Below are 18,153 nucleotides of genomic sequence, written 5' to 3' on the forward strand. Positions count from 1 at the left end.
CGGAATCGCTGCGATTATAGCCGAACAGGCCGCGCGGTCAAGACGGGTGCATTTCAAATTGGGGGCGTAGCCCCGCAGGGGCTTGCACCTCGTAGCCGGATGGCCTTTGGCCTCCGGCGGGGTTGCACCGGATGGCGTGCGCGCAACCAACGCCGCCCGACCGTGAACGGATCGGGCTACGAGGTGCAAGGCCCTATCGGGCCTGACAGCCTGGGAGAGGCTCGCATCTTATAGCGGGCGCATTTCAGTTTCGCGGTGCAGCCCACGCAGGTTAGGCTTGGCAGTGGTTGCAGCGGCCTTCGACAAGCTCAGGCCCCGTGCGGTGAGCCTGTCGAACCGTGCGGTGAGCCTGTCGAACCGTGCGGTGAGCCGCTCACGACGAAGCGTCAATCGCCCAACATGCTCCCAGTTTGAAATGCACCCGGTCAAGATGACATGTTTGACAAGCCATGTGATTTGGCTACCATACAACGACCTATGCACGACTCATCGCTGACGCAGCGGCTGAAACAACATGCGGTCGGTTTGGGATTCGACCTGGTGGGCATTGCGCCTGCCGGGCCGTCAGGGCAGGCTGATGCCCTACGGCGCTGGTTGGCGCGCGGCTACCACGGCGACATGGGCTATCTTGCCCGGCTTGACGCCGTGGCCGCACGCGTGGATGTGCACCAACGCCTGCCGGCCGCGCGTTCCTTGATCGTGTTGGGCGTCAGCCATCCCGTGTGGCCGCTGCAGGCCGAATTGGCTCTCGATCCCGCGCGCGGACGCATCGCCAGCTATGCGTGGGGCGAGGATTATCATGAGCTGCTCAAGCCGCGCTTGTATGCCCTGGACCGCTGGCTGCGTGCGCAAAGCGGCCGCGCGACGCTCGGCAAGATCAGCGTGGACTCCGCGCCGGTGCTCGAACGCAGCTGGGCGCAGCAGGCCGGGCTTGGCTTCATCGGCAAGAACACCTGTCTCATTCATCCCCGGCTTGGTTCATGGCTGCTGTTGGCGACTCTGCTGGCGCCCGAAGAACTTGATCCAGATGATCCTCCCTTGTTGGCTACCGAGGTGGCGGCCGCGGCGCCGATCACCCTGCACGACGATTCCCCCCTGGCCGCGGGACTGGCAAATCAGATCCCGCGCGCCCCTTCCTGGCAGTTTACAAGCAGCGAGCGAGGCGGGTGCGGCGGCTGCACGCGCTGCCTGGCAGATTGCCCGACGCAGGCATTTGTCGCGCCTTTCGTGCTCGATGCGCGGCGCTGCATTTCTTATCTCACGATCGAACTGAAGGGCGCCATTCCCCGCGAGCTGCGGCCGCAGCTCGGCAATTGGATTTTCGGCTGTGATGTGTGCCAGACCGTGTGCCCCTGGAACGGCCGTCATCGTCAGGCAGATGCGGCCGCCGCGGCCGCCTTGTTTGCCCCCCGTGTGGATGACTTGGCGCCGCCGCTGCTTGAGCTGATCGAATTGGACGCGGCCGCGCTGGCAGCGCGATTTCGCCGCAGCTCCCTGCGGCGGGTTGGACGCCGCGGTCTGCTGCGCAACGTGTGCGTTGCCCTGGGCAACTGGGGCGACCCGGCGGCCGCGCCGGCGTTGGCGCGGCGGCTGGCTGATCCTGAGCCTTTGCTGCGCGGCCACGCCGCCTGGGCCTTGGGCCGTATCCATACACCGGCAGCCCGCCAGGCGCTGGATCGCGCCTGGCTGAACGAGGCCGATCCAGACACACGCGTCGAAATCAGCCTGGCGTTGGACGATGCGCCTTGATGTGGGCGGATCATGTGGGGTCGCCCCTCTGTGCGTGAGTTGGGCTTGCACTGGCGCCCCTGGCGTGGTTGCACCTGTACGTAGGTAGGAAAGGAAACGAGACGATGCTCATTCGGGTTGGGATTTTGACAGTCAGCGATCGCACCGCACGCGGGGAAACGGAGGATGCCAGCGGGCCGCTGCTGGGGCAGATGGCGCAGGAGCGGCTGGGCGGCGTAGTGGTAGTCAGCACGGTGACGCCTGATGAGCGCCATGTGATCGAAGATGTGCTGCGGCGATGGTCGGACGAAGTGGAGGTTGACCTGATCTTGACGACCGGCGGCACCGGCTTTGCCTTGCGTGATGTCACGCCCGAAGCCACGCGGCGCGTGATCGAGCGTGAAGCGCCAGGCTTCGCCGAGGCGATGCGCGCGGCCAGTCTCAGGGTCACGCCTCATGCCATGCTCAGTCGGGCCGTCGTCGGCATTCGCGGGCGCACGTTGATTGTGAACCTGCCGGGCAGCCCGAAAGCGGCGCGTGAAAATCTGGAGACGATTCTGCCGGCGCTGCCGCACGCCATCGAGCTGCTGCAAGCGCCTCCGGCCGCGTCCTACACCTATGCGCGGCCCGGTGAACATCTGCCGCCTGCGCCGGTCGCCGCCGCGGACGCCGACACGGCCCCGGCCTGGGCCAGCCAGTTTGAGGCGTTTTTGGGGCAGAAGAAGGGCAGACCGCTGGGCGACGATGATGATCCAACGTGACGCAGCGGCCGCGCGCCCGTCTGGCTCTGATCAGACAGCGGCGCCGCGCAGGAAAGCTGCGCTCTCTTCTGGCACCGCGACATTGATGCGCATGCCGGAGCCAAGCTCAAAGCCTGCCGTGGTGCTGAGGCGCGGGACGACACTGATGTACCAATGCGTGTAGTCTCGACCCGGTTCGTGCATGGGCGCTGAGCGCAGCATGAAATTGTAGTCAGGATCGCGCAAGCCGACATACAGCTTGCGCGCAATGAGCCGCAGTAGCGCGGCCAAGGCCTCGATTTCCTCCAGTGGTACGCCGAGAAAAGAGTGGCGGTGGCGTTTGGGCATCAGCCAAACGTGAAAAGGCGTGGACGCGGCATAGGGCACCAAAGCGACATGGTGTGCGTTTTCCGCAACGACGCGGGTTCCCTCTTTGATCTCCTCGGCCAACATGTGGCAATAGACGCAGTTACCGGTGTCGTCAAAATAGCGCCGCGCTTCCTCCATGCGGTTGCGCGTGTTGTGCGGCACGATGGGCAGACCAATGATCTGCGAATGGGGATGGGCAATCGAGGCGCCAGCGCTTGGGCCGTGATTCTTGAAGACCAGGATATGCTCGATGCGGCTGTCACGCGCAATGTCACGCGCCCGCTTCTGCAGGGTGAACAGCGTCCAGGCCAACTCGCCGTCTGACTGCAGGGCCGGCGTCGTGTTGTGCAGCGGCGACTCCACCACCACCTCGTGAAAGCCAACCGCGTTGATGCTGCGCTCGACGCCGTGGAAATGGCGCTGCGGATCGCCATCAAGACCCACGGCCGGATACCGGTTTCTGAGGACGCGCAACTGCCAGGGGCCAGTCGTTGGCACGCGCAGCACCTCGAATTCTGGCCCTTCCTCGTTGCCTGGGCAAAAGGGACAACTCGCATCGAGCGCCGGCAGGTCGCCGGTTACGGGGCGCGAATTGGTGATGAACTGCTCTGGACGCTTTGATCGCTCGCTGGCAATGATCACCCATTCCTTCGTCGCAATGTTCTGACGGATTTCCGGCATGGTGGCCGAACCTTCTTTGACGCGGCAAGGCCGCGCAGATTACTCGAATTTTTCGGCGCTGAAGCGAAACAGACGGACAGGCTCCTGTTCCCCAATCCAGGCCTTGCGCCGCGCAATCCTGACCTGCATCTCTGGCGTTTCGATGCCCTCGATGTCTGGCAGCAGCAGCCCGCGGCGTCCATCACGCTGACGCACCACAATCACGCCGTAGCGCGCCGGATCCAGCTCGTCCAGGGAATCTATCGGCTCCGGTTCGCTCAGCACCGAGACCTCGATATGGAGCGTTGGCACCTCGTCCGCAGCGACAGGCTGGAAGCGCGGATCGCGTGTGGCCGCGGCGACGCTCTCGGCAACGACCTCCTCGGCGAGCGAATTGGCGGTTGGCGCAACGGAACCGATGCAGCCGCGCAACTCCCCATTGGCGGAGCGCAAGGTGACGAAAACAGGCGCTGGGATTGGAAATTCCTGCACCAGGTCTGCGGGTGCGGTGAAGCGGTGATGATGAATGACCGTCTCTTCGAGCGTTTGTCGCGCCAGTTCAACCAGTTGGTGAGACATGGCGCCTCCTTCCAGGTTCTTCGCCTCTGGTTCCGACTGCTTCTCTCTATTGTTCCAGGAGGCGGCGCGCGATCACCAGGCGCTGAATCTCGCTGGTGCCCTCGCCGATCTCCATCAAACGATTGTCGCGGTAGATGCGCTCCACCGGGTATTCACGCGAATAGCCATAGCCGCCATGAATCTGGATGGCGCGGTAACAGACCCGTTCGGCCATCTCAGTCGCGAAGAGCTTCGCTTGGGCGGCTTCCTTGGTGTAGGAACGCCCCATGTCTTTGAGCCATGCGGCCTTGAAGACCAGCAAACGCGCAGCCTGGATGTCGGTGTCGCTGTCAGCCAGCATCCATTGCACAGCCTGGTGGTTCGCAATCGCGGTGCCGAACGCATTGCGCGCCTTGGCATAGGCCAGGGCCGCATCGAAGGCAGCTTGCGCCAGGCCCACGCTCAAGGCGGCAATGCCGATGCGGCCGCCATCGAGCACTTCGAGAGTCTGATGCAAGCCGCGGCCTTCTTCGCCGAGCAGGTTCTCTACCGGCACGCGTACATTCTCAATCGCAACGGCGTAGGTGTGAGAGCCATGCAGCCCCATCTTTTCTTCGGGCTTACCCGGCTGAAAGCCTGGTGTGCGGGTAGGGACAATGATATGGCTCAGGCTGTGGCTGCCGCCGCGTCGATCCGTGCGCACCAGGAGCACGGCCGTGGTGGCTTCACCGCCGTTCGTCAACCACATCTTGCTGCCGTTGATCACCCACTGATCGCCCACGCGTTCGGCAAACGTACGCACGCCGCCCTGCAAATCAGAGCCTGCGCCAGGCTCTGTCAGCCCCAGGCAGCCGATGTGCTGACCCTGGGCCAGGGGCGTCAGGTAGGTTTGTTTCTGCGCGTGTGTGCCAAAGCGATTGATTGGGCCGCAGCACAGTCCCAAATGGGCGGCCACGATGAGGGCGGTGGAGCCGCAGCCGCGGCCCAGTTCCTCGATCAAAATGGCCGCGCTGACCTGGTCAGCGCCCGCGCCGCCGTATTCTTCGGGGATGTTCAGCCCGAGCAGGCCCAGGGGCGCCATTTTGTGTAGTGCGTCCCAGGGGTATTCACCTGTCTCATCCACATGCCGCGCCCGCGGAGCGACTTCTTGATCTACGAAATCGCGCACCATGGACTGCAGGGCTTTGTGCTCATCATCGAGTTCAAACAGCATTGTTTTATCTCCATCGTCTCTTCCGCTTGTTCTGCAGAGCTCACTGCACGAATGGCGGAAAACTCCGTTGTCTTCAGCCGCCTCTGCTCTCGCCACCGCTGAGCGGCGAGTAAGAGGTCATGCTCCACGAGGGAGCAGATAGTATCATTCTACCACCGCTTCTTTGTCTGGGTCAAGCAGCCCAGCCTTCCGGGTGCATGTCAACAAGGGGGTAGGGCGGGTGATGAAAATCAGCTGTCATCCTCCCATGATGACCAACACCAACAGCGATGTGACCACGCCGATGCCGAGGCCGATGACCACATCGAGCAAGAAGTGGATTCCTAGGGCGACGCGACTCCAGGCTGTCCACAGAGCCACGCCGATGGCGGCCCACGCCAGACCCGGAAAGAGGATGCTGCCCCAGGCCGCTATCGTACCCATGCGCGTGGCATGGCCGGATGGGAAGCTGTGCCGGTCATACTTGACTGAATAGAAACCGTCTTGCTCCTCTGGGCGTTGGCGCCGCAAGATGAACTTGGTGGATGTGGTGATCATGCCGCCAATCGCCATGCTGATAATCCACCGCAGCACGCCGCCGCGCAGCGCCTCATCGCCCAGCCACAGACCCAGCCCGGCCAACATAAACCAGAGATAGCCGTCCCCCAGGTGGGCGCCCAACCAGGCTAGACCGAATGCGGCGCCACGGTCAGGGCTCACGCGCAGGCGCGTGCTGGCCTCCCGATCCCAGGCTGCGGCCAAATGGAGCCAGTTGCGATCAACCCGCGTGGGCGGAGGGCGATTGGACGGCTGCTCACTCACGCGCGGGACTGCTGCGCCTGCGCTGCTGCTTCCATGGCCTGGCGTACCAGGTCATACTGGAAGGGCTTGTCCACGTCCATGCCGATCGCGGCGAAGGGGGTCACGACGGCGCGACCGCGCGCCTGGAACACGCGACTCGCCACGCGTTCGGCGTCAGGCAAGGTCAGGCGACCAAGCGCGAACTTGATCAGTGTGCCAACGCCCATGAGCAGCGCCTGACGCCAGGCGCTCTTGCGCCGGTCCAGGGCAGCGCGCACCAGACTCTCGCTCTTATGCGCCGCGGCCAGGCGCACCATGAAGAGGTCGCCGCCGCAGTGACGCCCTTCACGGAAGCGAATGTAGCTGCGTTTGGAGGTCGGAAAGGCGGCTTCCATGACTGTTTTGGGTACGATCGAGTAATAGATGTCGTGTTCCGACTGTAAGCAGGTGGCTGCAAACCATTCGACAATGTCTGGCGTGAGCAGGGGAATATCGCCTGAAGCAACAAAGGCCATCATGGCGTCAGGATGCAGGCGCTGCACGGCGTCGAACCCAGCATAGACATTATCGAGCAAACTCGGCTGATTGCGCAGGAACGTCACCGGTGTGCCCAGGTCAATCCCTTCATCGGGTGCGATGCCCACGACGACGATATCGCGCACAGACGGCGCAGCGCGCAGCGCGTGCACGACATGCCACACCATCGGTTTGCCCGCCAGCGGCGCCAACGCCTTGCGCGGCGTACCTGTGTATTCGGCCAGTAAATCCGGCTTGCCTTCCTGGAAGCCGGCCATGACAATCACATCAATCGGCTGCATAAATCCATCCTCCTGCTTGATTATACGAATGAATGAACCAGAAAGCAAAGCGCATGAGCTAACTGAAACGCGTGGCGATCCTGCTGCGTCTTGGCGTTTTTCGTTACACCGGGTATTATTACAGGAGAAATTCCTCCCGATGAAAACTGCCGAATAAGGGTTCGAACAAGGAACTGTACGTTATGACACAAGCGGTCACGATACCAGTGCAAGAAACCAAAGCGCAAGGTCAGTGGAGCTACGAGGATTATGTAGCCCTGCCTGATGACGGTCGTCGCTATGAAATCATCGAAGGAGTCCTGTACGTGAGCAACGCGCCCGACATTGATCATCAGTACACGGTGGCCGAGCTGGTTGGCGAAATCAGGCAATTCGTCAAGGCGCAGGGTCTGGGCTATGTGCTGACTGCGCCGTTCGAGGTGCATTTATCTGAGCGTTCACGGCCGGTGCAGCCTGACGTGCTCTTCATCCGCAGCGATCGCTGGCCAGCACCTGGAGCCAAGTTCTTTGCTGGCGCGCCGGACTTGGTTGTTGAAGTAGTTTCCCCGAGCAGCGCGCGCAGCGATCAGTTTGTCAAGTTCGATGCGTACGAGCGAGCCGGTGTGCCAGAATACTGGATTGTTCACCCGCGCACGCACGCCGTGCAGGTTTTCACCCTATCAGGCGGCGAATACGCCGAACTGGGCGAATTTGTGGCGCACGAAGTGATCCAATCGGCTGTTTTGCCCGGTCTTGCAATCGTTGTTAGCGCGCTATTCAACCGATAAGGAAAACGTGGACATCGGGTTCGGCTCATCACAGGAGATGACGGAACATATGCCCAATATCAGCCTGGTGATCATGGCCGCCGGCATTGGCAGCCGCTACGGAGGACTGAAGCAGATTGATCCGGTGGGGCCGCACGGCGAACTGATCATTCATTACTCCGTTTACGACGCCCTGCGCGCTGGTTTCGATCGCATTATTTTCGTCATTCGCCGCGACATCGAAGACGCATTTCGCGAGCGTATCGGCCGCGTGGTCGAAGCGCAGGCCGCGGTCACGTACGTCTTCCAGGAACTGAACGATCTGCCTGGCTGCGCGCACGCGCCCGCCGGCCGCGTCAAGCCGTGGGGCACCGGTCATGCGCTCTGGTGCTGCCGCGAGGCCGTATATGCGCCGTTTGCAGCCATCAACGCTGACGATTTTTACGGCGCCACGTCTTTCCAGGCGATTGCTGGACACCTTCATCAAGCCAACGATCAGGCTGGTCTGCTTGATTTCGGCATGGTGGGCTATCCCCTGCGCAACACCTTGTCCGAGCATGGGCATGTCGCACGGGGCGTTTGTGAGGTCGCGCCCGATGGCAGCTTGATCAGCGTGCAGGAGCACACCCGCATCCAGGCGTTTGCCGACGGCATCAAGACCTGGCATGAAGATAGCGGCTGGACGCCCCTTGCGCCGGACATCCGGGTCTCGATGAATTTCTGGGGTTTCACCCCCGCGTTGTTCCCTGAACTGGAGCAGCGCCTGGCCGATTTCCTGCGCCAGGATGAGGCATCACTCCTGCGCAGCGAACTGTATCTGCCGACCGTGGTGGGTGAACTGATACAGGCGGGCCGTGCACACGTCCAGGTTTTGCCCACGCACGAACAGTGGTTCGGCGTCACCTACCAGGCTGATCGCGCGGCCGTGCAAGCCGCCATTCGAACCTTCATTGCCCAGGGGCTCTATCCGAACCGCTTGTGGGCGTGAAAGCAGCGTCAAGATCGGGTTGGCGGTCTTGCGTGACTCAGCGACAGGGTGTAGAATGATGTCAGTGTAAAGTGTAGAGCCTGCGCAAGGGAACCGACGGTGATTCTGCGTACGCTGGCGTTGATGCGCAAAGAGTTCCGGCACATGTTTCGTGATCGGCGCACGCTGATCACACTGTTCGCTATCCCCATCGTGCAATTGATCCTCCTGGGCTACGCGGCCAACACCAATGTGGAACACCTCAAGACGGCCGTCCTCGACCTTGATCGCTCGGCCGAGAGCCGCCATCTGATCGCCACCTACCAGGCCTCTAACTACTTCGACATCGTCATTTACCCAGCCGACTATGAGGCGCTGGGCCGTTTGGTGGATCGCGGCGAGGTGCGCGCAGGCATCGTCATCCCCGCCGGTTTTGGGACCGCCCTGATTCGCCGCGAACGGCCAGCCATCGAGTTCATCATTGACGGCTCAGATCCGGCCATTGCCAATGTCGCTTTCGCATCCTCGCAGAGCGTGGGCCAGGCCTTCTCCATCCAGGTGCTGACCGCGTTGATCCACACCGATCTGCAGCATCAACCGGGCGTTGATGTGCGCCCGCGTGTCTGGTACAACCCGGAAATGCGCAGCGCCAACTACATGGTGCCCGGCCTGGTCGGCATCATCCTGCAGATGCTTTCCATGATGACGACAGCCCTGGCCATCGTGCGCGAGCGGGAGCAGGGCACGATGGAGCAGTTGATCGTGACGCCGATGCGGCCGCTGGAGATGATCCTGGGCAAGGTGACGCCCTACGCGCTGATCGTTTTCATCAACACCTGTGCGGTGCTGGTCATCGCGGTCTTCTGGTTCCAGGTCCCCATTCACGGCAGCGTGACCCTGCTGCTGCTGCTCAACGCCTTTGCCATGATCTCTTCGCTGGCGCTTGGTTTGATGATCTCGACCATCGCCCATACGCAGCAGGAAGCGATGATGTCCACTTACTTCTTCTTTTTGCCCTCCATTTTCCTGGCTGGCTATATCTTCCCGCTGGAGGCAATGCCGGCGCCGTTGCAGTTCGTCAGCCAGTTCGTGCCGCTGCGCTATCTGCTGACCATCATCCGCGCCGTGGTTCTGAAAGGGGTGGGGTTGGAGATGATTTGGCGCGAGGTCGTCATTCTCGGCCTGTTCAGCGTGGTCATCCTGGCCGTCGCCACAGCCCGTTTTCGAAAACGCTTGGAGTAGCACCGAGGCGCTATGCCAACGACTCGACTGAGCTCGCCGAAGTCTCCTGCCGCCGTGACGACGCCCCTGATCGTGACCGAACATCTGAGCCGCCGCTTTGGCGCCGTGGAAGCCGTGAAGGACCTCGACTTGACTGTTGCCCGCGGCGCGGTGTTTGGCCTGGTGGGGCCAGATGGCGCGGGCAAGACGACCACCCTGCGCCTGTTAGCCACGATCTTGGCGCCTACGGCCGGGCGGGCGACCGTAGATGGGCATGATACGGTGGCCGCTGCACAGGCGATCAAGCGCCGCGTGGGCTACATGGCGCAGGAGTTTCGTCTGTACGGCGACCTGAGCGTGCAGGAGAACCTTGATTTCTTCGCGGATATGTGCGCGGTGCACGGCCCCGTGCGCCGCGAGCGCATGGCGCGGCTGCTGCACTTTGCGCGCTTGACTGAGTTCACGCAGCGTCGCGCCAGCCAGCTCTCCGGCGGCATGAAGAAGAAGCTGGCCCTGGCTTGCTCGCTCATCCACCAGCCTGACATTCTCCTGCTCGATGAACCAACGACAGGCGTAGACCCGGTGGCGCGCCGTGAGTTCTGGGACATTCTGTCTGACCTGCATTTGCAAGGCGTGACGATGGTGGTCAGCACGCCGTACATGGATGAAGCCGAGCGCTGCTCATCCATTGCCCTGCTGCACAGCGGTCGCCTGGTGGTGAGCGGCACGCCAGCCGAGATCAAGGGCCTGGTGCACGGAGAGATCATCGAAGTTTGTCCCCAGGGCCAGGGGGTGAACCTGATGCGCCAGGCGCAGCGTGTTGTGCGCGCTCTGCCCGGTGTGTTAGAGGTGCAAACCCACGGCAACCTGCTGCATCTGGTGGTGGACGATGCCGCGCCCTGTCTGCCCATGGTGGATGCGGCGCTGCGCGCGGCTGACATCGAGCCGAACGGCCTGCGCCGGACGGTTGCACGCATGGAGGAGGCCTTCATCTGGTTGATCCGCCGGCAGGGAGGGGGGGATTAAAGAACCGGAGACGGGAGGCCGGTTGTGTTGGGCACGGTGCATTCAGCGTTCATTATTCACCCTTCAGACTTGGTGACGGGGCTATGAGCACGAGCGCAGTGAAGGTAGACGCGCTGAGTAAGCGCTTTGGCGATTTCGTGGCCGTGGATGCGATTTCGTTCGAGGTGCCGCGGGGGCAGATCTTTGGCTTCTTGGGGCCAAATGGCGCGGGCAAGACGACGACCATTCGGATGCTGCTGGGCCTTCTGCGCCCCACGACCGGCCGCGCGACCGTGCTGGGGTTGGACAGCGAACGCGAGGCAGAAGCGATTCGCCAGCGCATTGGCTATATGAGTCAGAAATTCAGCTTGTATGACGACCTGACTGTGGGCGAGAATCTCGACTTCTACGGCGGCGTCTATGGCGTGCGCGGGGCGCGCCTGCGCCAGCGCAAAGCGGTCATCTTGGAGATGGCTGGCCTGATCGGCCGTGAGCGTACGATCACGCGCAGCCTCTCTGGCGGCTGGAAGCAGCGCCTGGCGCTGGGCGCGGCGCTGCTGCATGAGCCAGAAATGCTGTTCTTGGATGAGCCGACAGCCGGGGTTGATCCACTTTCGCGCCGCGCGTTCTGGGACTTGTTGTATGATCTGGCGGCAAGCGGTGCGACCATGCTGGTGACAACGCACTACATGGATGAGGCCGAGCATTGCCAGACATTAGCCTTCATCCAACGCGGCCGCCTCGTCGCCAGCGGCTCGCCGCAGGAGATCAAAGAGACGCAGATGCGCGGCCAGGTGCTGGAAGTGACGTGCGATCAGCCAGAGATGGCCGTGATCGCGCTGCGCAGTCGGCGCTTCGACGAGGCAGCGCGTGGTCGAAGCGCCAGCCTGTTCGACGAGGTGGCGCTCTACGGCGCGCTGGTTCACGTCATCAGCGCGGACGCGGCTGCGCAGCAAGATGTGGTGGCGCAAACGCTCGCTGCCGCCGGGGTGCACGTGATGGCGATCACGGCAATCACGCCGTCGCTGGAAGATGTGTTCATCGCCAGCGCGCGTCGCGAGGAGTGAGAGATGAAAGGTCTCATGAGGAGTCGCTGGCTGCGCGTGGTCTTTGGTGGCGCGCTGCTGCTGCTGATCGGCAGCGGCGCCTGGTATGCCTGGCAGCAGCGTGCGGCGATCCAATCAACATGGGTGCGGCTGGGTCTCACTGGGGGCGAAACAGGGTCAAACACGCTGGCGGCGTCCGGTTTCATCGAAGCCCCCACCCTGACCGTGGCGAGTGAAGTGAGCGGCCACATCACGCGCCTGCTGGTCAGCGCGGGGGATACGGTAGCTGCCGGCCAAGCCCTGGTCGAGATTGATATGACAATCCTGGAAGCGCAGATGGCCGAAGCGGACGCCGTGGTCGCCCTGGCTGAAGCGCAGTTGGCGCGCATCGTTGCCGGCGCGCGCGCCGAGGACATCCGCGTGGCGGCCATGGCGGTGGCCGCGGCGGAGGCGCGGCGCGACGGCGCGCAGCAGGCCTGGCAGGATGCTCAGATACTGCAAGCCAATCCGCAAGAGCTTGATCTGCAAATCGCCAACGCGCGCGCCCAGGTTGCGGTGGCCGAAAAGCGTCTCGTGCAGGCGACGGCGCTGAAGGACGCGGCTGAACTGTTGGCCGGCATGCGCGCACGTCAGGCCGCGACGGTGGCTGATTCACCCTACGTGGGGGAGGAGATCAAACGCCAGCTCAACGTGGGGTGGGATTTGGCGACGGCCGATGTCTGGAGCGCGTGGGCCAACCTGAGCCGGGCCTCGGCTGCGCGCGCCGCGGCGCAGCAGGCCTTGACCAACCTGTTAGCCGTGCGCGCAAATCCGCAGCTGGCGGCCATCCAAACCGCGCAGGCAGAGGCAAGTTATCGTCAGGCCGCAGCGGCTGTCGCCGTGGCGCAGGCGGCGCTGACGCAGGCGCAGGCTGGCTCCTCGCCCACGCAGCGCGACATCGCCCAACGCGGCGTGGTGCAAGCACGCGCCGCGCGTGACGCGCTCGCCGTTCTGCGCGCCAAGTATACGCTGCGCGCCCCGGCCGCCGGGCAGGTGCTGGAGTTGGCGGCGCATGTAGGTGAAACGGCCATGCCCGGCGTGACGTTGCTAAGCCTCGGCAACCTCGACACGGTAGACCTGGTCGTCTATGTGCCGGAGCCGGCCATGGGGACGGTTCACCTGGGCGAAACCACGACGCTGTGGGCCGACGCCTTCCCGCAGACTCCGTTTCGCGGCGAGATCGCCTGGATTGCGGATCAGGCCGAGTTCACCCCCAAGAACGTGCAGACGCAGAACCAACGCACGCAGACGGTTTACGCGGTGCGTCTGCGCATTGCCAACCCCGCCCACAGCTTGAAGCCTGGCATGGGCGCGGAGGTGGTGTTCGGCGCGGACGACGACAGTGGCGCCCAGGGTGGTCAGGCGCCTGCAGGCAATGGCGCCAGCCGCACGGCCGGCGTGCAAGGCTCAGGGGCTATCGAAGCCGATGTGCTGGCGCTGTCCAGCGAGACGGGCGGCCGCATTGTCGCGATCCACAGCGCCGAGGGCATGACAGTGACGCAGGGTCCGGCGTTGATCGAGCTGGATCGTACGCTGCTGCTGGCGCAAGAAAATCAGGCTGCCGCGGCCCTCGCCACCGCACAGGCCAACCTGGCGAATGTGGCGGCCCCGCCCCGCAGCGAGGCCATTGCGCTAGCGCAGGCCGACCTGGCGCAGGCTGAGGCCGGCCGCGACGGCGCGTACACGGTCTGGCAAACAGTGCAGGCGGTCATCACGCAGCCGCTGGAACTGAAGGCGCGCGTCGCGGCCGCCGATCGTGAGATCGCGCTGCTTGTGCAGCAGGTGGACGCCGCCAGGGCGATGGTCAAGTCCGCGGAAATCCAACGCGATGAGGCGGCGCGTCATGTGGCGACAGACGACGACCGCGCCCGGTCGCAAGCCGCCGTCAAGCAGGTGGAGGCCAGCCAGGCGAATCAGGCTGCAGTCGAGGCCGAGCTGGTTGGCGCGCGGCGTCAGCTGACCCTGCTGCAGGCGCTGGCCGCGAACCCGTTGGCGCTGCGCAGCCAGGCCAACAGTGCGCAGGCGGCCTACCGGCAGGCCGAAGCCACAGTGCAGCTGGCCCAGGCGCGCCTGACCGCGGCCCAGGCCAGTGCGCGCCCTGAGGATCTGGCCGTGGCGCAGGCGCAAGTAGACCAGGCCAAGGCCGCCGTGGCCCATCTCCAGGCGCAGCTGGCTCGCCTCACCCTACATGCGCCCCGCGCAGGCATTGTGTTGGAGCAGCCTGCGCGCGTAGGCGAACTGGCCGCGCCCGGCGCGGTTCTTCTGCGCCTGGCGGACCTCGATCAGGTCAGCCTGAAAGTCTATGTCCCAACCGCACAGATCGGCCAGGTGCAGATGGGGCAGGCGTTGTCCGTGGCCGTGGACGCGTATCCCGGCGAAGTTTTCACCGCCCATGTGACTGAAATCGCCAGCGCTGCCGAGTTCACCCCCAAGACGGTGCAGAACAGCGCTGACCGCGCCAACCTGGTGATTGCGGTCAAGCTGAGCCTGGAAAACGCCGATCATCGCCTGAAACCTGGTATGCCGGCGTCGGTCCGCTAAGCAACGCGAAAATGCAGGGCAGATCGCGTACGGGCGACCCTGCGTGTTCGCCCTGGAAACGAGAAGATGGAGAGCAGGCAACTTTCCTGCGCTTTCCTGGAGGTCGTGCATGACAGCGGAAGAACTTATGACCGAACTGCACAGCCGGGCGAACCCGGCCCATGTCGCGGGGATGGCGCGGTTTGGCATCAACGCGCATCAAACGCTGGGCATCTCGATCCCTGAGGTGCGCAGGCTTGCCAGGCTGGCGGGCCATGACCATGCGCTGGCGGCCGAGTTATGGGCGTCAGGCATTCACGAAGCGCGCATCCTGGCCTCCCTGGTGGATCACGCGCGTTGGGTCACCGAGGAGCAGATGGAGCAGTGGGTGAGCGATTTTGATTCCTGGGACGTCTGCGACCAGGTGTGCAGCAATCTGTTCGACCGCACGCCCTTCGCGTGGGACAAAGCCGTTGCCTGGAGCAGCCGGCCGGAGGAGTTTGTCAAGCGGGCCGGGTTTGTGCTGATGGCGGCGTTAGCGGTGCATGACAAGTCCGCGCCTGACGCGCGTTTCGAGGCATTTCTGCCTATCATCGCCCGCGAGGCCGGCGATGCGCGCAATTTTGTGAAGAAAGCGGTCAACTGGGCGCTGCGCGGCATCGGTAAGCGCAACCGCAACCTCAACGCGCAGGCTGTCGCCGCAGCGCAGGCCCTGGCGCTCAACGACAACAAGACCGCGCGTTGGGTGGCGGCCGATGCGCTGCGGGAATTGACCAGCGCGGCTGTGCAAGCGCGGCTGACCTGAAAAGGACCCGATGTCTCACACCAAGCCACCAAGAAGCTCTTGACATCTTGATGGCTTGGAATGAGGGCTGACTTGAAACGAATCCGAACCAGTACGGGACTCCTGGTCTGCTGACGCTGTCAGCCACGGTTGTGCATCACGGGTCAGCGCGTGCGCGGATCATGGCCCGTTGCGCTTGTTCAAGTCGGCGCTTGTCGGTATAATGTCTGCTGCAAGCACGCTTTGCCGCGTGAACCAGATACAGGGGGTGTCGCCTCGATGGTTGCTCGTTTGATTTCACTGGTGGTCAAGCCTGACGCGCTCGCCGCGTTCCTTTCCGCATCGCAGGTCGCGCTGGCGCATTCCCTGCGCGAGATGGGCGTGGTGCGCTTTGACATGCTGCAACAGGCCGATGACCCCACGCATTTCACCGTCTTGGAGATCTACACCGACGCTGAAGCCAGGGAGGCGCATTTGCGATCGAGCCATTTTCTAGGCTGGCGTCAGCAAGTCATGCCGCTGTTGGCCGAGCCGCTGCAATCGCTCCCCGTCACCCTGGTGCCACCCCTTCCTTATGAATTGCCCGCTCCATGAGCCAATTGCACATTGCACTCCTTTTCCATTTCAATCAAAACCTCAATCAGTTTAGCCATCTTGCCAGCCAGGCCTGCTACAAGGGGCTGCTGCATGTGCTGCGGCGGCACGCCCGCCTGCCCTTTGCCATCCACATGTCCGGCAGCCTGATTCATGCCTTGCAGTGGTACGATCCGGAACCGCTGCAACTGCTGGCCGACGGCATCAACGCCGGCCAGTTTACGCTCGTGGGCAGCACCTATGCGCAGAATGTGGCATACGCCAGCGATGATTGGGACAATCTGCTGCAGATGATGCTGCATCGTGAGGTCATGCAGCGCAATTTTGGCGTCAGCCCGGCCATCTTCTGGAACCCAGAGCGCTGCTGGCGCCAATCCCTGGCGCCCGTGTTAAGGGCGGGCGGCTATTCACACACGCTGATCGAAGGCGATTTCCTGCGCCAGGCCGGCAGCCCGCAGCCGCACGCCGTTTGGCAAACCGGCCAGGGCGATCATTCCATCACCCTCTTCAACGATGACCAACACCTGAAGAATGTGATGAATTACGCCATCTGGACTGGACGCACCGGCCGCGCCCTCGACTACCTACGCACGCTGGCCGCGCAGCCTGACAGTGACAGCTACTATCTGTGGTACGCTGAGGATGCGGAGGCGACGGGCCTCTGGGGTCATGCGCGCGGCGTCCTGCCGCAATCGGCCTGGGCCAATCTCGATCGCTTGCTCACCGAGTTGGAGCAGCAACCGTGGCTGGCGATTACCGCGCCGACGCAGGCGCCCAAGCCGCAGGGCGTTCTGCCCGTCATACCCGATGGACAGGCCTCGTGGATGGTGGCGTCGCTGCGCGCCACGGGCAAGCCTTATCATGAGGACGGTTACCAGGACTGGTTCGATTTCAACGCGCGCTCGCCCAAACTGGCCTATTTTCGCAGCCTTTTCGACGGGATTCGTGCGCGCTTGCAAGCCAGCCAGGCCGCGCCGCCGGCCAACGACTCGACTGAGCCTTCGGCGAGCCTTCGGCATGAGCGCTCAGTCGAACGCTCAGTCGAACCGCTCGCCGAAGTCGCGGCCGCGGCGCGCCTCATCGCCCAGGCCCACCTGGCACTGGCCGCGCATCAGTATGAATTTGGCTGTATCGGCATCGGTCAGCCGGGCGATCGCCAATGGGAGATGGCACGCGCCGCGCTGGTGTGTCTGCGTGCGGCCGAACTGGCTGCGGCCGCCGTGTCTGCGCCGGATTTTTCAGGTCGCCGCGACGCGGTCGTGGATAGCCCACACCTGTCCGCTGCCGACCCCGAAGCCGCCAGTGATCCTTTCGATTGGCGCGCGGAACGACGCCAGCAGTTGGCGAATGCGCCCGCCGCGGCGACTTCACCCGGCGTGCGCTGTTGGCGCGAAGATGTCAATGACGACGGCCAGGAGGAGATCTGCCTGGCGAGCGCGCGCCTCTTTGCCGTCCTGACCGCGCTGGGCGGCCGTCTGCTGTACGCCTTCGATCTCCAGGAGGGTGTCTCCTGGGTGGGCAACGAAAACGCCATGCCGCCGGCGCCTTTTAGCCAGGACGGCGCCTATCCGGTGATCACGCGCACCTGGCCGATGGCCTGGATTCCCACGACCTTCGAGGCCGATGTCAGCAGCTTCACGGCGGCTGCGGCCGACCCGCGTATCCTCTGGGGACAATTCCTGCCTGACGATTGGTGGGATGGCGAACCAGAAACGACGCCGACCTACTTCGCGCCCGCCTTGCCTGCCCCCTCGCCGCCGGAGTGGCGTCCGGTTGCGGCGCAGACGCGCGCCCTGGCCGATTATCTTTGGCTGGATGACCATCTTGTGCTCGAACCGGCTGAGAATGTGGCCTGGGACGTCGTTGAGACGGCCGACGGCGTCATTTTTTCTGTACAGCGCGACACGTTTACCCTGCGCAAGCAGGTGACGCTGCACGCCGATGGCCTGGAAGTGGTGTATCGCCTGCGCCTTGCCGCGGCTCGCCTGAGCGTTCGACTGAGCGCTCACGCCGAAGGCTCGCCGGAGTCTGCAGCGCCGGTTGCCGTACGCCTGGTCATCGAGAATGAGCTGTGTCCATCCAGCGTGGATCTGCTGGATGCCGGCCGCCAGGCCGCGGTTTACTGGCAGGCGGACGGACTGCCGCAAGCCAGCGCCGATGCGGGCACGCGCGGGGTGCTGAACCGGGCTGTCAACTACCTGGCGGTGTTCCAGGCGCAGCCCGCGCCCGACGATGTCGCCGGCGCGGATGGCCTCTTTGCCCTGACCCTGGCGCCGCAGTTTTCCTGGCGCTTGGCGCCGGGAGAGGAGGCTGTTCTGGGTCTGCGCTGGCGGGCGTTGAAGGTTGCCGCCTAGCCGCGCCCGTC

General features: G+C 63.8%; 16 protein-coding genes. 11 read left to right on the forward strand and 5 right to left on the reverse strand.

Annotated features, from left to right (window positions below; genetic code table 11):
• The first annotated feature begins 477 nt into the window (after window positions 1-477).
• Window positions 478-1,749, forward strand: a complete 1,272-nt coding sequence (locus ACPQ6D_RS03735) for an epoxyqueuosine reductase (protein WP_423222952.1) — start codon at window positions 478-480, stop codon at window positions 1,747-1,749.
• Window positions 1,750-1,853: 104 nt separating this feature from the next.
• Entirely contained in the window at window positions 1,854-2,489 is a 636-nt protein-coding gene (mog, locus tag ACPQ6D_RS03740) for a molybdopterin adenylyltransferase (protein ID WP_423222953.1), read from the forward strand.
• A 30-nt stretch (window positions 2,490-2,519) separates the two neighbouring features.
• On the opposite strand, the gene ACPQ6D_RS03745 is transcribed toward mog, so the two are convergent.
• The 5 genes from ACPQ6D_RS03745 to ACPQ6D_RS03765 all read right to left on the reverse strand — a co-directional run bounded on the left by ACPQ6D_RS03745 (window position 2,520) and on the right by ACPQ6D_RS03765 (window position 6,866).
• Window positions 2,520-3,518, reverse strand: a complete 999-nt coding sequence (locus ACPQ6D_RS03745; RefSeq protein ID WP_423222954.1) for a galactose-1-phosphate uridylyltransferase — start codon at window positions 3,516-3,518, stop codon at window positions 2,520-2,522.
• Between the two features lie 39 nt (window positions 3,519-3,557).
• Window positions 3,558-4,076 (reverse strand): AmmeMemoRadiSam system protein A, encoded by a 519-nt coding sequence (gene amrA, locus ACPQ6D_RS03750; RefSeq protein ID WP_423222955.1) that lies wholly within the window; start codon window positions 4,074-4,076, stop codon window positions 3,558-3,560.
• A 46-nt stretch (window positions 4,077-4,122) separates the two neighbouring features.
• Window positions 4,123-5,268, reverse strand: coding sequence for an acyl-CoA dehydrogenase family protein (locus tag ACPQ6D_RS03755; protein WP_423222956.1), 1,146 nt, complete (start codon window positions 5,266-5,268; stop codon window positions 4,123-4,125).
• 237 nt (window positions 5,269-5,505) lie between these two features.
• On the reverse strand, window positions 5,506-6,069 hold the full coding sequence (locus ACPQ6D_RS03760; RefSeq protein WP_423222957.1) for a phosphatase PAP2 family protein: 564 nt from the start codon (window positions 6,067-6,069) through the stop codon (window positions 5,506-5,508).
• Window positions 6,066-6,866, reverse strand: a complete 801-nt coding sequence (locus ACPQ6D_RS03765) for a nucleotidyltransferase family protein (RefSeq protein ID WP_423222958.1) — start codon at window positions 6,864-6,866, stop codon at window positions 6,066-6,068. Before ACPQ6D_RS03765 ends, ACPQ6D_RS03760 begins: the two co-directional genes overlap by 4 nt.
• 182 nt (window positions 6,867-7,048) lie before the next feature.
• Between ACPQ6D_RS03765 and ACPQ6D_RS03770 the strand changes: the two genes are divergently transcribed.
• The 9 genes from ACPQ6D_RS03770 to ACPQ6D_RS03810 all read left to right on the forward strand — a co-directional run bounded on the left by ACPQ6D_RS03770 (window position 7,049) and on the right by ACPQ6D_RS03810 (window position 18,142).
• On the forward strand, window positions 7,049-7,633 hold the full coding sequence (locus ACPQ6D_RS03770; protein WP_423222959.1) for a Uma2 family endonuclease: 585 nt from the start codon (window positions 7,049-7,051) through the stop codon (window positions 7,631-7,633).
• Window positions 7,634-7,682: 49 nt separating this feature from the next.
• The gene (locus ACPQ6D_RS03775) at window positions 7,683-8,600 is read left to right on the forward strand and encodes a nucleotidyltransferase family protein (RefSeq protein WP_423222960.1); all 918 of its coding nucleotides are present in this window, start codon (window positions 7,683-7,685) and stop codon (window positions 8,598-8,600) included.
• A 99-nt stretch (window positions 8,601-8,699) separates the two neighbouring features.
• Window positions 8,700-9,821: an ABC transporter permease gene (locus ACPQ6D_RS03780; RefSeq protein WP_423222961.1), complete on the forward strand. Its 1,122-nt coding sequence runs from the start codon at window positions 8,700-8,702 to the stop codon at window positions 9,819-9,821.
• Window positions 9,822-9,833: 12 nt separating this feature from the next.
• Window positions 9,834-10,826: an ABC transporter ATP-binding protein gene (locus ACPQ6D_RS03785; RefSeq protein WP_423222962.1), complete on the forward strand. Its 993-nt coding sequence runs from the start codon at window positions 9,834-9,836 to the stop codon at window positions 10,824-10,826.
• 83 nt (window positions 10,827-10,909) lie between these two features.
• Window positions 10,910-11,872, forward strand: a complete 963-nt coding sequence (locus ACPQ6D_RS03790; protein WP_423222963.1) for an ABC transporter ATP-binding protein — start codon at window positions 10,910-10,912, stop codon at window positions 11,870-11,872.
• Between the two features lie 3 nt (window positions 11,873-11,875).
• On the forward strand, window positions 11,876-14,431 hold the full coding sequence (locus tag ACPQ6D_RS03795) for an HlyD family secretion protein (protein ID WP_423222964.1): 2,556 nt from the start codon (window positions 11,876-11,878) through the stop codon (window positions 14,429-14,431).
• 109 nt (window positions 14,432-14,540) lie between these two features.
• A complete protein-coding gene (locus tag ACPQ6D_RS03800; RefSeq protein WP_423222965.1) occupies window positions 14,541-15,215 on the forward strand; it encodes a DNA alkylation repair protein in 675 nt (224 codons plus the stop codon).
• Window positions 15,216-15,473: 258 nt separating this feature from the next.
• Window positions 15,474-15,788 (forward strand): putative quinol monooxygenase, encoded by a 315-nt coding sequence (locus ACPQ6D_RS03805; protein WP_423222966.1) that lies wholly within the window; start codon window positions 15,474-15,476, stop codon window positions 15,786-15,788.
• Window positions 15,785-18,142: a hypothetical protein gene (locus tag ACPQ6D_RS03810; protein ID WP_423222967.1), complete on the forward strand. Its 2,358-nt coding sequence runs from the start codon at window positions 15,785-15,787 to the stop codon at window positions 18,140-18,142. Before ACPQ6D_RS03805 ends, ACPQ6D_RS03810 begins: the two co-directional genes overlap by 4 nt.
• The last annotated feature ends 11 nt before the right edge of the window (window positions 18,143-18,153 follow it).

Source organism: Candidatus Amarolinea aalborgensis, from assembly GCF_900491745.1.
Taxonomy (GTDB): domain Bacteria; phylum Chloroflexota; class Anaerolineae; order SSC4; family Amarolineaceae; genus Amarolinea; species Amarolinea aalborgensis.

Bases quoted from the DNA above. Each gene is read 5' to 3' on its own strand.
- ACPQ6D_RS03795 (WP_423222964.1), top strand. From the start codon at position 11,876: ATGAAAGGTCTCATGAGGAGTCGCTGGCTGCGCGTGGTCTTTGGTGGC.
- ACPQ6D_RS03745 (WP_423222954.1), bottom strand. From the start codon at position 3,518: ATGCCGGAAATCCGTCAGAACATTGCGACGAAGGAATGGGTGATCATT.
- ACPQ6D_RS03775 (WP_423222960.1), top strand. From the start codon at position 7,683: ATGCCCAATATCAGCCTGGTGATCATGGCCGCCGGCATTGGCAGCCGC.
- ACPQ6D_RS03805 (WP_423222966.1), top strand. From the start codon at position 15,474: ATGGTTGCTCGTTTGATTTCACTGGTGGTCAAGCCTGACGCGCTCGCC.
- mog (WP_423222953.1), top strand. From the start codon at position 1,854: ATGCTCATTCGGGTTGGGATTTTGACAGTCAGCGATCGCACCGCACGC.
- ACPQ6D_RS03810 (WP_423222967.1), top strand. From the start codon at position 15,785: ATGAGCCAATTGCACATTGCACTCCTTTTCCATTTCAATCAAAACCTC.
- ACPQ6D_RS03755 (WP_423222956.1), bottom strand. From the start codon at position 5,268: ATGCTGTTTGAACTCGATGATGAGCACAAAGCCCTGCAGTCCATGGTG.
- ACPQ6D_RS03770 (WP_423222959.1), top strand. From the start codon at position 7,049: ATGACACAAGCGGTCACGATACCAGTGCAAGAAACCAAAGCGCAAGGT.
- amrA (WP_423222955.1), bottom strand. From the start codon at position 4,076: ATGTCTCACCAACTGGTTGAACTGGCGCGACAAACGCTCGAAGAGACG.
- ACPQ6D_RS03785 (WP_423222962.1), top strand. From the start codon at position 9,834: ATGCCAACGACTCGACTGAGCTCGCCGAAGTCTCCTGCCGCCGTGACG.
- ACPQ6D_RS03765 (WP_423222958.1), bottom strand. From the start codon at position 6,866: ATGCAGCCGATTGATGTGATTGTCATGGCCGGCTTCCAGGAAGGCAAG.
- ACPQ6D_RS03800 (WP_423222965.1), top strand. From the start codon at position 14,541: ATGACAGCGGAAGAACTTATGACCGAACTGCACAGCCGGGCGAACCCG.
- ACPQ6D_RS03790 (WP_423222963.1), top strand. From the start codon at position 10,910: ATGAGCACGAGCGCAGTGAAGGTAGACGCGCTGAGTAAGCGCTTTGGC.
- ACPQ6D_RS03735 (WP_423222952.1), top strand. From the start codon at position 478: ATGCACGACTCATCGCTGACGCAGCGGCTGAAACAACATGCGGTCGGT.